General features: G+C 75.0%; 14 protein-coding genes. 6 read left to right on the top strand and 8 right to left on the bottom strand.

Annotated elements, in window-relative coordinates:
* Nucleotides 1-191: 191 nt before the first annotated feature.
* Nucleotides 192-623 carry a BLUF domain-containing protein gene (locus tag FHR77_RS15740; protein ID WP_056052452.1) on the top strand — a complete coding sequence of 144 codons (432 nt, stop codon included), beginning with the start codon at nt 192-194 and terminating at the stop codon, nt 621-623.
* 49 nt (nt 624-672) lie between these two features.
* On the opposite strand, the gene FHR77_RS01110 is transcribed toward FHR77_RS15740, so the two are convergent.
* The 3 genes from FHR77_RS01110 to FHR77_RS01100 form a co-directional block, all read right to left on the bottom strand.
* Complete coding sequence (locus FHR77_RS01110; protein ID WP_167258155.1) at nt 673-1,293, bottom strand: maltose acetyltransferase domain-containing protein; 621 nt, start codon at nt 1,291-1,293, stop codon at nt 673-675.
* A gap of 9 nt (nt 1,294-1,302) precedes the next feature.
* On the bottom strand, nt 1,303-2,613 hold the full coding sequence (nhaA, locus tag FHR77_RS01105; RefSeq protein ID WP_167258153.1) for a Na+/H+ antiporter NhaA: 1,311 nt from the start codon (nt 2,611-2,613) through the stop codon (nt 1,303-1,305).
* Between the two features lie 263 nt (nt 2,614-2,876).
* Nucleotides 2,877-3,941: a spore photoproduct lyase family protein gene (locus tag FHR77_RS01100; protein WP_167258151.1), complete on the bottom strand. Its 1,065-nt coding sequence runs from the start codon at nt 3,939-3,941 to the stop codon at nt 2,877-2,879.
* 223 nt (nt 3,942-4,164) lie between these two features.
* Here FHR77_RS01100 and FHR77_RS01095 point away from each other — a divergent pair, with 223 nt between their 5' ends.
* The 4 genes from FHR77_RS01095 to FHR77_RS01080 are packed head-to-tail and all read left to right on the top strand — an operon-like array spanning nt 4,165 to nt 8,163.
* The gene (locus FHR77_RS01095; RefSeq protein WP_056052442.1) at nt 4,165-5,193 is read left to right on the top strand and encodes an iron-siderophore ABC transporter substrate-binding protein; all 1,029 of its coding nucleotides are present in this window, start codon (nt 4,165-4,167) and stop codon (nt 5,191-5,193) included.
* Nucleotides 5,193-6,236 (top strand): FecCD family ABC transporter permease, encoded by a 1,044-nt coding sequence (locus FHR77_RS01090; RefSeq protein ID WP_200931959.1) that lies wholly within the window; start codon nt 5,193-5,195, stop codon nt 6,234-6,236. Before FHR77_RS01095 ends, FHR77_RS01090 begins: the two co-directional genes overlap by 1 nt.
* Complete coding sequence (locus FHR77_RS01085; protein ID WP_341777169.1) at nt 6,233-7,351, top strand: FecCD family ABC transporter permease; 1,119 nt, start codon at nt 6,233-6,235, stop codon at nt 7,349-7,351. Before FHR77_RS01090 ends, FHR77_RS01085 begins: the two co-directional genes overlap by 4 nt.
* Nucleotides 7,348-8,163, top strand: a complete 816-nt coding sequence (locus FHR77_RS01080; RefSeq protein WP_167258149.1) for an ATP-binding cassette domain-containing protein — start codon at nt 7,348-7,350, stop codon at nt 8,161-8,163. Before FHR77_RS01085 ends, FHR77_RS01080 begins: the two co-directional genes overlap by 4 nt.
* Nucleotides 8,164-8,259: 96 nt before the next feature.
* Here the strand turns inward: FHR77_RS01080 and aztD are convergent, their stop codons facing one another.
* The 4 genes from aztD to aztB are packed head-to-tail and all read right to left on the bottom strand — an operon-like array spanning nt 8,260 to nt 12,743.
* On the bottom strand, nt 8,260-9,525 hold the full coding sequence (aztD, locus tag FHR77_RS01075) for a zinc metallochaperone AztD (RefSeq protein WP_167258147.1): 1,266 nt from the start codon (nt 9,523-9,525) through the stop codon (nt 8,260-8,262).
* Between the two features lie 28 nt (nt 9,526-9,553).
* Nucleotides 9,554-10,495 carry a zinc ABC transporter substrate-binding protein AztC gene (gene aztC / locus FHR77_RS01070; RefSeq protein WP_167259394.1) on the bottom strand — a complete coding sequence of 314 codons (942 nt, stop codon included), beginning with the start codon at nt 10,493-10,495 and terminating at the stop codon, nt 9,554-9,556.
* A gap of 5 nt (nt 10,496-10,500) precedes the next feature.
* Entirely contained in the window at nt 10,501-11,853 is a 1,353-nt protein-coding gene (locus FHR77_RS01065) for an ABC transporter (RefSeq protein ID WP_167258146.1), read from the bottom strand.
* Nucleotides 11,850-12,743 carry a zinc ABC transporter permease AztB gene (gene aztB / locus FHR77_RS01060; protein WP_208380449.1) on the bottom strand — a complete coding sequence of 298 codons (894 nt, stop codon included), beginning with the start codon at nt 12,741-12,743 and terminating at the stop codon, nt 11,850-11,852. Before aztB ends, FHR77_RS01065 begins: the two co-directional genes overlap by 4 nt.
* A 45-nt stretch (nt 12,744-12,788) precedes the next feature.
* On the opposite strand from aztB, the gene aztA reads away from it, so the two are divergent.
* Nucleotides 12,789-13,484 (top strand): zinc ABC transporter ATP-binding protein AztA, encoded by a 696-nt coding sequence (gene aztA, locus FHR77_RS01055; protein ID WP_341777168.1) that lies wholly within the window; start codon nt 12,789-12,791, stop codon nt 13,482-13,484.
* A 120-nt stretch (nt 13,485-13,604) separates the two neighbouring features.
* Here aztA and FHR77_RS01050 read toward each other — a convergent pair whose 3' ends face one another.
* Nucleotides 13,605-14,399 carry an SDR family oxidoreductase gene (locus FHR77_RS01050; protein ID WP_167258142.1) on the bottom strand — a complete coding sequence of 265 codons (795 nt, stop codon included), beginning with the start codon at nt 14,397-14,399 and terminating at the stop codon, nt 13,605-13,607.
* Nucleotides 14,400-14,444: the final 45 nt, after the last annotated feature.

Below are 14,444 nucleotides of genomic sequence, written 5' to 3'. Positions count from 1 at the left end.
CTTCATCAGGGGCCCCGCCGGCGCTGTCGTACGACGGTCGTGCTCCCAGGTTCCGCGAAGCTAGCACGAGTAGGGCCGCGGAACGGCGGGGAACACCGGTCCTCACGCCCCCTGGCACGCCCCAGATCGGGGTGTGGCACCGGGTGCCGGGATGGGGCAGGCTCGGTGAGCACCTCTCTCGGAAGGACCCCGTGCTCTCGCTCGTCTACACCAGTGCCGCCCGCACCCCGTTCTCGGACGGCGACCTCGCCACCCTGCTGATGAACAGCCGCGCCAACAACCGTCGCCTGGGTCTCTCCGGCTTCCTCATGCACAAGCAGGGCCGGTTCGTCCAGGTGCTCGAGGGGCCCGAGGAGGCCGTCCAGCAGCGCTACGCGCTCATCGCCGCCGACCCCCGCCACACCGACCTCGACGTCCTGCTCCGCGAGACCATCGACGAGCGCCGCTTCGGCGCGTGGACGATGGGCTACCGCGCCACGACCGACACCCTCGTCGACGAGATCCCGGGCTACGCCGACGTGTCGGGCGCCTCGCTCGACGTCGCGCGCTCGCGCCCGGACCTCGAGCCGTCGGTCCGGTCGCTGCTCGACTGGTTCCGCGCCCCGCTGCCGGCCGGCGCCTGAGGCCCGACCCGCGACTCCTCGGCAGCCCTGCTCCCCAGGGCTGCCGGCCTCAGAGCGAGCGCGGCTCGCGCCAGCGGTGGTCGCGGTCGGCGTCGGTGACCTCACGGAGGACCCGCGCCGGCACTCCCCCGACGACGACCATCGGCGGCACGTGGGCCGTCACGACGGCCCCGGCCGCGACGACCGAGCCGGCGCCGACCGTCACGCCGGGCAGGATGACCGCGCCCGCGCCGACCCAGACGTCGTCGCCGAGGTGGACCGGCGCCGAGAACTGGCTGCCGTCGCGCCGCACCTCGGGGTGCACCGGGTGCCCGGTGGTGCTGATGGTCACGTTCGGCGCGATCATCACCCGGTCGCCGACCACGACGGCCACGTCGTCGACCACGGTCAGGCCGAAGTTCACGTAGACCTCGTCGCCGAGCACGACGTTGTCGCCGTAGGCCACGTGCAGCGGGGGCTCGACCCAGACGCCGGCGCCGACCGAGCCGAGCATCTCGTGGAGGATCTCGCGGCGGCGCTCGGTCTCCCGCGGCCGCGTCGCGTTGTAGTCGTGCGCGAGCTCCTTGCCGCGCACGCGCCGCTCGGCGAGGCCCTCCAGGCCCGGGCCCCCGTCGGTGTACAGCTCGTGGGCCGCCATCCGGCGGCGGACGTCGTCGTCGCGCTCGTTCATCGGGCCAGGCTACGGGGCGGTGACGCCCTGCTCGGTCCGGTGGCGCTCGTGCCAGCGGCCGCGCGCCGACAGCACGACGCCGCCGAGCACGGCCGAGATGAGCGAGCCGACGAGCACGCCGACCTTGACCACGTCGTCCTGCTCGCTGCCGGTGCCGTAGGCCAGCTCGCCGACGAGCAGCGAGACGGTGAACCCGATGCCCGCGACGAGCGACAGGCCGACGACGTCGGGCCAGCGGAGGCTCGGGTCGAGCTTGATGCCGGGCAGGCGCGTCACCAGCAGCGAGGCCCCGGTGATGCCGACCGACTTGCCCACCACGAGGGCGACCACGATGCCGATCGCGACGCTGTCGCCGAGCGACTCGGTGAGGCCCGAGAAGCCGCCCACCGAGACGCCCGCCGAGAAGAACGCGAAGATCGGCACGGCGACGCCCGACGAGATCGGGCTCCAGCGCTCGGCGAAGTGGTGCGTGAGCGCGTGGCGCTCCTCGTGGCCGTCGGCGTCGACGTGCGTCACGCCGGCCCGCCGGGTGGCGATCGCCGGCACCAGGAGGCCCAGCGCGACGCCCGCGATCGTGGCGTGGATGCCCGACGCGTGCACGAGGGCCCACGCGACGACGCCGAGCGGGATGAGCAGCCACCACGAGCGGACCCCGCGGCGCACGAGCACGGCGAACGCGGCGAGCGGCAGCAGGGCGAGCAGGAGCGGCACGACCGCGATGCCCGCCGTGTAGAAGATCGCGATGATCGTGATGGCGATGAGGTCGTCCACCACGGCCAGGGTGAGCAGGAAGGTGCGGAGCGCCGGCGGCAGCCGCTTGCCCACGACCGCGACGACGGCCACCGCGAAGGCGATGTCGGTGGCGGCGGGGATGGCCCAGCCCTGCAGCGCGTCGGGCCCCGCCCCGATGTTGATGGCGGTGAAGATCAGCGCCGGCAGGGCGACCCCGCCCACGGCCGCGGCGATCGGCAGGGTGGCGACGCGGGGGTCGCGCAGCGAGCCGGCGACGAACTCCTGCTTGAGCTCGAGGCCGACGACGAAGAAGAAGATCGCGAGCAGGCCGTCGGCGGCCCAGGTGCCGACGCTGAGGTGGAGGTGCAGCGCCTCCGGGCCGAAGGTGGTGTCACGGACCTGCGCGTAGAACGAGCCGGCCGGGCTGTTCGCGATGACCAGGGCGAGCACGGTCGCCCCGAGCAGCAGCAGGCCGCCCGTGGTGTCACGGCTGACGAAGCGCGAGAGGCGCTGGGCCCGGGAGGCGGGCGCGGCCGAGGGCGAGGGCGGCGTCGAGGAGGCGGGGGCGGGCGTGGCGGAGTCGGGCACGGTGTCCTAGAGGGGTCGAGTCGAGCGGTGACGGGTCGGGGGCGACCTGCCGGGCTCGGGGCCCGCAGGTCTACGCCGCTGGCGGCGGGCAGCCGGCGATCTCGCCGTGGGCGTTGCTGCCCCAGAGGCTCATCCATCCGTTCGTGCCACACGTGCGCTTCGTCAGCACCAGGCGGTTGGGGAACGCCTGCGCCCGCACGCGCGCACGACGGCACGACGAGGAGCACAAGGAGGCGGACACGACGACAAGGGTACCTCCCCCGTCAGAAGGCGTACCGGATGCGGCACCACGGCGCGACCTCGGCGACGAGCGCCGTGAGGGCGGCGACCCCCTGCGCCTTGAGGTCGTACCGGTAGCGCAGGTTCTCCGCCCCGTTCTCGGAGGTCTTGACCTCCTGGAGGTCGGGGCGCCAGATCAGCTCCTCGCCCTTCGGGTGCCAGCGCTCGTTCACCTCGTGCAGGGCGGCGTTGTGCGTCAGGAAGATCATCTCCGCCGCGGCCTGCTCCTTCGCCGCCGGCGACAGCACGTCGTCGACCTCCCGCAGCAGCTCGCGCCAGTCGTCGAGCCACCCCGGCGTCATGATGACCGGCGAGAAGTTGAGGTGCACCTCCCACCCCGCCGCGACGAAGTCGTTCACCGCCGCGATCCGCTCGCTCATCGGGCTCGTCCGGAGGTCGGTGACCTTGGCGACCTCCGCCGGCATCAGCGAGAAGCGGATGCGCGACCGGCCCTGGGGGTCCCAGTCGAGCAGGTCGCGGTTGACGTACTTGGTGGCGAACGACGCCTTGGCCGTCGGCGTCATGCGGAAGAGCTCGCAGACGTCGCGCACGTTCTCGGCGAGCAGCGCGTCGACCGAGCAGTCGCTGTTCTCGCCGATGTCGTAGACCCACGCCTCGGGGTCGCACTGGTTCGGCTCGGTCTTCGGGCCCTGCTTCTGCACGTGGCGCGCGAGGTGCCGCGAGATCTGCTCGACGTTCGTGAAGAGCGTGACCGGGTTGCTGTAGCCCTTGCGCCGCGGCACGTAGCAGTAGACGCAGGCCATCGCGCAGCCGTTCGCCAGCGACGGGGCGATGAAGTCGGCCGAGCGCCCGTTCGGCCGGGTGACGACGCTCTTCTTGACGCCGAGCACGAGGGCCTCGGTCTTGATGCGCACCCACCGGCGCACGTTCGCCTCGTCGCCGTGCACCTCGGGGATCCGCCAGTGCGACTCGACCGGCACGACGGTGGCCTCGGGCCAGCGCCCGATGATCTCCTGCCCGCGGGGCGACGCCGCCGCCTCGGGCTCGGCGTAGATGCGACGGACGTCGAGCAGCGGCGAGGGAGTCATCGCCCCCTTGTCTACCCGGCACCCCCGACAGCAGAGGGTGACGATCACTCGACGCCGAACGACCGGCTTGCCGATCGCGGCGGGGCCACTGCTAAGGTAAGGCTCACCTAAGGCCGACCACGGGTCGCTCCGATCACGAGCACCCCTCCGACGCGGCGTGCTCCCGAGCACGCCCTCCCGGAGCGTCGAGCCGGGCCCCAGCACCCGTCCCGGAAGGACACCCATGCCCCGCACCACGCGCCTGCTCGCGATCAGCGCAGCATCCGCCCTCGCCCTCGGCCTCGCCGGGTGCTCCGCCGACGCCGGCGACTCGACCGACGCCTCCTCGGGGTCGTCCGGGTTCACGCCGATCACGATCGAGCACGCCCTCGGCACGACGACGATCGAGACGAAGCCCGAGCGCGTCGCCACGGTCGCCTGGGCGAACCACGAGGTGCCGCTGGCCCTCGGCGTCGTGCCCGTCGGGATGGCCGCCGCGAACTTCGGCGACGACGACGGCGACGGCCTGCTGCCCTGGGTCGAGGAGAAGCTCACCGAGCTCGACGCCGAGACCCCCGTGCTCTTCGACGAGACCGACGGCATCGACTTCGAGGCCGTGGCCGACACCGACCCCGACGTCATCCTCGCCGCGTACTCGGGCCTGACGCAGGAGGACTACGACACCCTCAGCGAGATCGCGCCCGTCGTCGCCTACCCCGAGACCGCGTGGGGCACCGCCTGGCGCGACATGATCGAGCTCAACAGCGAGGCCATGGGCATGGCCGACGAGGGCGAGCAGCTGGTCAGCGACCTCGAGTCCGAGATCAGCGACACCGCCGACGCCCACCCCGAGCTCGCCGGCACCTCGGCGATGTTCCTCACCCACGTCGACACCGGCGACCTCAGCGAGGTCAGCTTCTACACGACGCACGACACCCGCGTGCAGTTCTTCGACGACCTCGGCCTCGAGCAGCCCGGCAGCATCACCGAGGCGAGCGACGCGACCGAGCTGTTCTCGCTGACGCAGAGCGCCGAGCAGGCCGACGCGTTCGACGACGTCGACGTGATCGTCACCTACGGCGACGAGACCCTCGTCGACGCCCTCGAGGCCGACCCCGTGCTCTCGCAGATGCCCGCGGTGAAGAACGGCGCCATCGTCGCCCTGCCCGGCACCACCCCGCTCGGCACGGCCGCCAACCCGACGCCGCTGTCGATCTCGTGGATCCTCGACGACTACGTCGACCTCCTCTCGCAGGCCGCCGCGAAGTCGTAGTGACCACAGCCCCCCCGCTGCCCGCCGCGGGCGTCGCCGTCGTGCGACGCCCGCGGCGTCTGCGCGCCGTCTGGCTGCTCGTGCTGGTGGCCGTGCTGGTCGGCGTGGTGCTGCTCAGCGTGACGGTCGGCTCGCGCGACGTGTCGCTCGCCGACGTGTGGGCCGCCCTCGGCGGCGCGACCGACGGCTTCGACCGCGCGTCGGTCGCGAAACGGGTGCCGCGCACCGTGCTCGCCGTCGCGGCGGGCGCGGCCCTCGCCGTCTCCGGCGCCGTGATGCAGGGCGTGACACGCAACCCCCTGGCCGACCCGGGGATCCTCGGGGTCAACACCGGCGCCTCCCTCGCCGTCGTCGCGGGCATCGCGTTCTTCGGCCTCAGCGCCTCGACCACGACGATCTGGGTCGCCGTCGCGGGCGCCGGCGCCACGGCGCTGGTCGTCTACGCGATCGGCTCGCTCGGCCGGGGCGGGGCGACGCCGCTCAAGCTCGCGCTCGCCGGCGCGGCCACCTCGGCCGCCCTGGCGTCGTTCATCACCGCGATCGCGCTGCCCCGCGGCGACATCGCGTCGAGCATCCGCTCGTGGCAGATCGGCGGGGTCGGCGGCGGCACCTGGGCGAGCCTCGAGCAGGTCGCGCCCTTCCTCGTCGTGGGCGTCGTCGTCTGCCTGCTCTCGGCCAAGGCCCTCAACTCCCTCGCCCTCGGCGACGACCTCGCAGCCGGCCTCGGCGAGCGCGTCGCCGTCGCCCGCGGGGCCGCCGCCCTCGGCGCCGTCGTGCTCTGCGGGGCGGCCACCGCCGTCACCGGCCCGATCGGCTTCGTCGGCCTCGTCGTGCCGCACGCCTGCCGGCTGCTCACCGGCGTCGACCACCGCTGGCTGCTGCCCTTCTCGGCCGTCGCCGGCGCCGTGCTGCTCACGGGCGCCGACGTCGTCGGCCGCGTCGTGGCCCGCCCGGCCGAGATCGACGTCGGGATCGTCACCGCCCTGATCGGAGCGCCCGTGTTCATCTGGATCGTCCGACGCTCGAAGGTGAAGGCCCTGTGAGCGCGCCGACCGACCTCCGGGCGGCGACGCCCGTGCCGCCCCGCGGCCCCGGCGGCGAGCCCGCCCGCCCCGGCTCGAGCCGCCTCGACGCCGTCGCCGCCTCGGTCGCCGCGGGCCGTGCCCGGCGGGGCCGCCGACGCCGCGCCGTGGTCGGCGTGCTCGTCGCCGCCCTCGTCGTCTTCTTCGTGCTGAGCCTCATGGTCGGCCGCACCTTCTACGGGCCCGGCGAGGTGCTGGGCGTGGTGCTCGGGCAGGACGTGCCCGGCGCGACCTTCACGGTCGGCCGCCTCCGCCTCCCCCGCGCGGTGCTCGCCGTGGCCGCGGGCCTCTGCTTCGGCCTCGGCGGCGTGACCTTCCAGACGATGCTCCGCAACCCGCTCGCGAGCCCCGACATCATCGGCATCAGCTCGGGGGCCAGCGCCGCCGCCGCCTTCGCCATCGTGACGCTGTCGCTCGACGACGGCCAGGTCTCGGCCTTCGCCATCGCCGCCGGCCTCGCGGTCGCGGTGCTCGTCTACCTGCTGTCGAAGCCCGGCGGGGTCGCCGGCACTCGGCTCGTGCTCGTCGGCATCGGCGTCGCCGCGATGCTCGACAGCCTGACGGCGTACGTGCTGTCGAACGCCGCACAGTGGGACCTGCAGGAGGCGACCCGCTGGCTCACCGGCAGCCTCAACGGCAGCAGCTGGCCCCAGGTCGTGCCCGTGCTCGTGGCCCTCGTCGTGCTGACGCCGCTGCTGCTCAGCCGCTCGCGCGACCTCGCTGCGACGCAGCTCGGCGACGACGCCGCGTCGGCGCTCGGGGTGCGGGTCGACCGCACCCGCCTCGTGGTCATCGTCGCCGCGGTCGGGCTCATCTCGTTCGCGACGGCCGCCTGCGGGCCGATCGCGTTCGTGGCCTTCCTCAGCGGCCCCATCGCGGCGCGCCTCGTGGGGCCGAGCGGGTCGCTGCTCGTGCCCTCGGCGCTCGTCGGCGCCCTGCTCGTGCTCGTCGCCGACGTCGTCGGGCAGTACGCGCTCGGCACACGCTTCCCGGTCGGGGTCGTCACCGGCGTGCTCGGCGCTCCGTACCTGATCTGGCTCATCGTCCGCACCAACCGATCGGGAGGCTCCCTGTGACCGCCGACCACACGCTCGACGCCGAGCACCTCACCCTCGGCTACGGCGAGCTCACCGTCGTCGACGACCTCAGCCTCGTCGTGCCGCCCGGGCGGATCACCGCCATCGTCGGGGCCAACGCCTGCGGCAAGTCGACGCTCCTGCGGTCGATGTCGCGCCTCCTCAAGCCCCGGTCGGGGCAGGTCGTGCTCGACGGGCGCGAGGTGCACCGCACCCCCGCCCGGCAGCTCGCCCGCACCCTCGGCCTGCTGCCGCAGTCGCCCGTCGCGCCGGAGGGCATCACGGTCGCCGACCTCGTCGGCCGGGGTCGCCACCCGCACCAGGGCCTCCTCTCGCGCTGGAGCAGCGACGACGACCGCGCCGTCGCCGAGGCCCTCGAGGCCACTGAGACGACCGCCCTCGCCGACCGGTCGGTCGACGAGCTCTCGGGCGGCCAGCGCCAGCGCGTCTGGATCGCCATGGCGCTCGCCCAGCAGACCGACGTGCTGCTGCTCGACGAGCCGACGACCTTCCTCGACGTCAGCCACCAGGTCGAGGTGCTCGACCTGCTGACCGACCTCAACCGTCGCCGCGGCACGACGATCGTCATGGTGCTGCACGACCTCAACCTCGCGGCGCGCTACGCCGACCACCTCGTCGCCCTGGCGGCGGGCCGGGTGCACGCCGCGGGCGCCCCCGCCGAGGTGCTGACGGAGGACTGCGTCCGAGCCGTGTTCGGCCTCGACAGCCGTGTGGTCGCCGACCCCACGACGGGCGCGCCGATGATGCTCCCGCTCGGACGGCACCACGTCGTCACCGAGCCGACGGCCTGAGGCGCGGGCGCTCCGGGACGGACGAACCCCGGGGAGGCGCGCTGCCGGTCGCACCGGCACCGCGCCTCCCCGGGGCGTCGGCTCGTCGCTCGGGCGTCAGCCCGTGACGACGGCGATCTCGTTCGGCGCGGCCGGCAGCTCGGCCGAGGCCAGCACCTCGCCGGTCGCCGCGTCGACGCGGTGGATCGAGCGCGTCGCCGCGTCGGTGACCCACGCCGAGTCGCCGACCACGGTCAGGCTCGGGTGCGAGTCCTGCCACTCGGCCGGGCCCGTCCACGGGTCGATGACCGGCCACGAGTCGGTGGCCTCGCCGGTCTGGCCGTCGAGGCGGTGCAGCGCCCCGTCGGTGCCGAGCACGAGCACGTCGTCGTCGGCGGTGCGGGCGACGCCCTTCCAGGTGTAGGCGACGCCCTCGGGCAGGTCGACCACGCTCGACGACTTCGCCGCGGTGTCGACCATCGTCAGCTGCGTGAGCTCGTAGCCCTCGGAGTCGGGGTCCGAGTTGTAGTCGCCGAACATCACCGGCGACGAGTCGGTGACGTACGCGTTGCCCGTGCGGCCGTAGGCGTCCGCGGCGGGCAGCTTGGTGAACGTGCCGTCGTCGTAGACCAGCACGCCGTCGCTGCAGCCGAACACGGCCACCTCGTCGGCCGTCGTCCCCTCGCCGTGCACCGACGGGCACTCCTCGCTGCGCGCGACCTCGTCGCGGTCGGCGTCGAGCGCCCGCACGCCGGTGCGGCCCTCGCTGTCGCCGATGGTGGTCAGCAGGGTGCCGTCCTCGAGCTCGATCGAGACGCCGTGGTGGGCCTCGGGCGCCGGGATCTGCTCCGTCTCGGGCAGCTCGCCGGTCGACGAGGCGTCGAGCAGGTCGGCGGTGTCGAAGACCGTCGTCTCGCCCGTGCCGTCGGAGAAGAGGATCGTCTTGTCACCGTGGCGCACCACGTGGCCGGGGGTCGGAGCGTCGAAGACGAGGTCGGTCAGCTCGGGCTCGGCGACGCGGTGCTCGCCGTCGGCCGTGGTCCAGGCGCCCGTGTCGAGCACCTGGAAGCCGTCGGTGGTGGAGACGAGCACGTGGCGCCCGTCGCCGGACGAGTTGACGCGGTTGAAGCCGGCCAGCTCGATGTCCGCCTGCTGCTCCAGGGTGTCGGCGTCGAGCACGAGCAGCCCGCCGTCGTAGGTGAGGGCCACGCGGGGCTGCGCGGCGGAGGCGGTGGTGCCGCCGGCCTCGGAGCCCGCGCCGGCCTCGGCGTCGGTGCCCGCGCCTCCCGAGCAGGCGGTGAGGGCGAGGGCCGCGCCGGCCGTGAGCGCGAGCCCGGCCAGGCCTCGACGGCGTCGCGGGTGTCGCTGGTGTCGCTGGGTCATGGGGTCCTTCCTTCGGGGTGGCGGCCGGTCAGGGAGACAGGCCGTGCGAGATGAGCTGCTCGTTCGAGCGCATCATCTCGAGGTACGTGGCGGCGCCCCCGCCGGGGGCGCTGAGCGACTCGGTGTGCAGGGCGACGACCTCGACGTCGACGTCGGCCTCGTCGGCGAGCACCTGCACCAGCCGGTCGGGCTGGGACGAGTCGGCGAAGATCGTGGCGACCCCCGCCTCCTCGATCGCGTCGGTGAGGTCGGCGAGGTCGGAGGCGCTCGGTGCCGCCAGGGTCGTGCCGCTCGGCAGCACCGCGCCGACGACCCGGAAGCCCCAGCGCTCGGCGAGGTAGCCGAAGACGTGGTGGTTCGTCACGAGCGCGCGGCGCTCGGCCGGGATCGCCGCGAAGGTCGCGGTCAGCTCGGCGTCGAGCGTCTCGAGCTGGGCCCGGTAGGAGGCGGTGGCGGCGGTCAGGCGGTCGACGTCGATCCCGTCGACCTCGGTCGCCAGCACGGGCTCGAGCCCGTCGACGACGTCGAGCACGCGCCCCGTGTCGGTCCAGAGGTGCGGGTCGGGCTCGCCCTCCGCGTCGCCGTCGACGTAGGCGAGCGGCTCGATCAGGTCGCCCGCCTCGACGACCGGCACGCCCGCCGCCCCGGCCGCGTCGACGTGCTGCTGCAGCCCCTCCTCGAGGCCCAGGCCGTTCGAGACGACGAGGTCGGCGTCGAGCATCTCGGCCGCCTCGCGGGCGGAGATCTCGACGGAGTGCGGGTCGGCGCCCGGGGGCATCAGGGTGACGACGTCGACCTGGTCGCCGACGAGCTCGCCGACGACGTCGCCGAGGATGTTCGTCGTCACGACGACGCGCGGCCGGTCGGCGGTGCCGGCGGCGCCCGTGCCGGGGCCCATGCCGGCGGCCGTGCAGCCGGCGGCGGCGAGCAGGGCGCCCGCCGCGACGGCGGCGGCGAGGGCGGTGCGCACGGCGCTCATCGGCCCGTCTCCACCAGGAGGCTCGCCGGCAGGGCGAAGCTGCGCGCGACGCGGGCCGCGTCGGCGTGGTCGATCTCGTGCACCTGGCCGGTCGAGGGCGAGGCCACGTAGCTGCGCGAGGCGTCGACCTCGAGCCGCACGCCCTCGGGCAGGGCGCCGTCGACGAGGTCGCCGGCGAGCAGCGGCTCGGTCTGCGCCACGAGCCCGTCGGGCGACAGGACGACCACGCGCCCGGAGGCGTCGACTCCGACGACCGTGTCGTCGGAGTCGCCGACCGCGGTCGCGCGCAGCAGCGGCTCGGGGGTCTCGATCAGGGTCCAGGCACGGGTCCGGGCGTCGAGCAGCCAGGCACCGCGGGTGCCGGCGACGGCCGCGAGGGCGGGTCGCCCGGGGCGCTGCTCGAACGCGGTCGCGACGTCGGCGGGGGCGGTGCCCGCGGGGTACGGGATGCGCTCGACCACGGCGGACGACCCGTCGTCGCCCTCGGTCACCAGCACGGCGCCGTCGGAGCAGCCCACGACGACGCCGACCCGGGTCGCGGCGGCGCCGCGCAGGTCGGGGCAGGGGGCGAGGGCACCGTCGACCTCGTCGCCCCCGGCCGTGAGGACCCGGACGGCGTCGGCCACGCCCTCGCCGGCGGCGCCCGTCGCGGTGCTCGCGACCAGCAGGCCGCCGAGCGGCACGAGCACGCCCTCGGCCCCGAGGCCCTCGACGCGCGCCCGCTCGTCGAGCTCGCCGTCGGCCAGCGCCTCGCCGTCGAGCACGACGCCCGTCCCCGAGCCCTCGAAGGCGACGGCCGTGAGCGAGGCGCTCGAGGCGATCCGCGCCTCCCCCGCTCCGTCGCCGCCGTCGATCTCGCCCGGCTCCGCGACGACGCGCGGGTCGGCCAGGTAGTAGTGGGAGTGGTCGCCGTGGGGCACCGTCCAGGCGCCGCCGTCGAGGAGGGTCACGGCGCCGTCGTCGGTCGACGCCAGGACGTACCGGCCGTCGGTGCCGAGCCGGGTCGCGTCGAGCCCCTCGGCGAGGGTGACGCTCTGCTCGGTCGCCGGGTCGAGGGCGGTCAGGGCGCCGTCGGCGAGGGCGACGAGGCGGAGCTGCGGCTCCTGGAGCTCGTCGGCCCCCTCGACGAAGCCGTGGCCTGCCCCCGTGGTGGCGGTCGCGTCGGGGTCGGCGGCGGCGGTGTCGGTGTCGGCCGCCGGGTCGCTGCCGCACGCGGCGAGCGCGAGCGCGAGCGCGGACGCGACGGCCACGGGCAGGAGGAGGGCACGGCGACCGGCGGTCGACGAGCGGGCGGGGCGGCGGGAGGGGCGGGCGGGGCGGCGGGAGGGGCGGGCGGGGCGCGAGGTCACGGGTGGACCGTCTCCTTCGGGGTCGGGGCGGGCAGGGCGGTCGACGCGCCGGGCGCGTCGGAGGTGGAGGGGCGCCGGAGGCGCGTGGCCGTCGCGCGGACCGCCGCCGACACGGCCGTGAGGGCCACCGCGACGAACGCGATGCTCGCGCCGGCCGCCGTGGAGGCGTGCCACGAGACGAGGAGACCCACGACGACGGCGCCGGCGCCGAGGGCGGCGGCGAGCAGCATCGTCGTCGGGATGCGGCGCATCCAGTGCCCGGCCGCGACCGCGGGGCCGAGCAGCAGGCCGACGACGAGGAGGCTGCCGACGGCCTGGTACGACGCCACCACGACGAGCGTGACGAGCCCGATCAGCACCACCTGGGCGAGCTGGGGCCGGAGGCCCGAGGTGCGCGCCACGCGGGGGTCGAAGGCGAGGGCGACGAACGGGCGGTGGAAGGCGACCGCGACCGCGACCGCGACGACGAGGGCGACGGCCAGGAAGCCCAGGTCGCCGGCGTCGATCGCGAGCACGTCGCCGAAGAGCACGGCGGTGAGGTCGGTGGCGAACGACCGGGAGCGCGAGACGATCACGACGCCGAGGCTGAGCAGGGCGACGTAGAGCAGGCCGATGGCTGTGTCGGACGAGACCCGCGAGCGGCGGGAGGCGATGCTCACCCCGGCGGTCATGACGCTCGCGCTGACGGCGGCGCCGAGCACCGGCGGCAGGCCGAGCAGGGCGGCGGCCGCGACGCCGGGCAGCACCCCGTGGGCCATGGCCTCGCCGAGGAAGGCCGCGCCGCGGACGACGACCCAGGTGCCCACGACTCCGCACAGCGCGGCGACCAGCACGCCGCCGACGAGGGCGCGCAGCAGGAAGGCCGTGGAGAAGGGCTCGAGGAGGAACATCACTCGGCGACCCTACATGAAAACGATTCTCGTTATGATTCTCATGTGACCGTCTCCGATCTCGCCGCCGCCCCGCTCGACCCGACCCGCGCCTCCCTCGGCCCCGACGCCCCTCCCCTGGCCCGCCTGGCCGGCGTGACGGCCCGCCACGACGGGGCGGTGGCGCTCGACGACGTGTCGGTCGACGTGCCACGGGGTCGGCTGACCGTGCTCGTCGGGCCGAACGGCTCGGGCAAGTCGACGCTGCTGAGCGTGCTGGCCGGGACGCACGACGACCTCTCGGGCACCGTCGTACGGCCCCGCGGGCGGACGACGGCGGTCGTCGTGCAGCGGAGCGCCGTCACCGACCGGCTGCCGATCACGGTGCGCGAGACCGTGTCGATGGGGCGCTGGGCCGACCGCGGCGCGTGGCGCCCGCTGCGCCGGAGCGACCGCGCGATCGTCGACGAGAGCCTCGAGGCGCTCGACATCGTCGGGCTCGCCGGGCGTCCGCTCGCGAGCCTCTCGGGCGGTCAGCGACAGCGCGCGCTGGTCGCGCAGGGGCTGGCGCGGCGGGCCGAGCTGCTGCTGCTCGACGAGCCGACCGCGGGGGTCGACGCGGCGGCGACGGCGGCGATCCGGCGGGCGGTCGCCGCGGAGCTGGCGCGAGGGGCGACGGTCGTCGAGGCGACGCACGACGCGTCGCTGCGCGGGCCCGACGTGGCCGTGGTGCACCTGGTCGACGGGCGGCGCGTGCACTGAGCCGCGGCGGCGCCCTGGCGTCGAGGTGACTCGTCCTGGGCACTGGCGCTCGTCGAGGCCCCGGGACGGGTCACCTCGGCGCCGCGCCCGCGCGCCGCGCCCGCGCCTGCGCGCCGCGCGTCAGGGCAGGATCGAGTCGACGTACCCGCCGTCGACCCGCAGCGCCCCGCCCGTCGTGGCCGAGGCGAGCGGCGAGGCGAGGTACACCACCATGTTCGCGATCTCCTCCGGCTCGATCAGCCGCTGCAGCAGCGACTGCGGCCGGTGCTCGACCATGAAGCGGTGCTGCGCCTCCTCCCACGGCAGGTCGCGGGGCACGAGCTCGTAGACGAAGTCCTCGACGCCGTCGGTGTGGGTCGGCCCGGCGATGACCGAGTTGACGGTGACGCCGGTGCCCGCCGCCGCCTTCGCGAAGCCGCGTGACACGGCGAGGAGCGACGTCTTCGACATGCCGTAGTGGATCATCTCGGCCGGCGTCACGATCGCCGAGTCGCTCGCGATGTTCAGCACGCGACCCCAGCCGGTGCCCGTCATGCCGGGCAGGTACTGGCGGATCAAGCGCACGGCCGAGAGCACGTTCACGTCGAAGTAGCGCCGCCACTCGTCGTCGTCGATCGCGAGGGGGTCGGCCGAGCCGAAGACGCCGAGGTTGTTGACGAGCACGTCGACCTCGGGCACGAGGCCCTGCACCGCGAGCGCGCCCTCCGCCGTCGAGACGTCGCCGGGGGCGGCCGTGAAGGAGGCGCCCGGTGCGTCGTCGAGGAGCCCCGCGATCGCGTCGTCGACGCGGGAGGCGGTGCGCCCGTTCACCGCGACGGTCGCGCCCGCGCGGGCGAGGCCGAGCGCGATCGCGCGGCCGATGCCCTGGGTCGAGCCCGTCACGAGGGCGGTCTTGCCGGTGAGGTCGATCTGCACGGGGGTGGTCCTTCCGTCGGGGCGGCGAGGGCGCCGCCGCCCCAT

The organism is Frigoribacterium endophyticum (assembly GCF_011759585.1).
Taxonomy (GTDB): domain Bacteria; phylum Actinomycetota; class Actinomycetes; order Actinomycetales; family Microbacteriaceae; genus Frigoribacterium; species Frigoribacterium endophyticum.
This window is presented reverse-complemented; position numbering and strand designations above follow the sequence as displayed.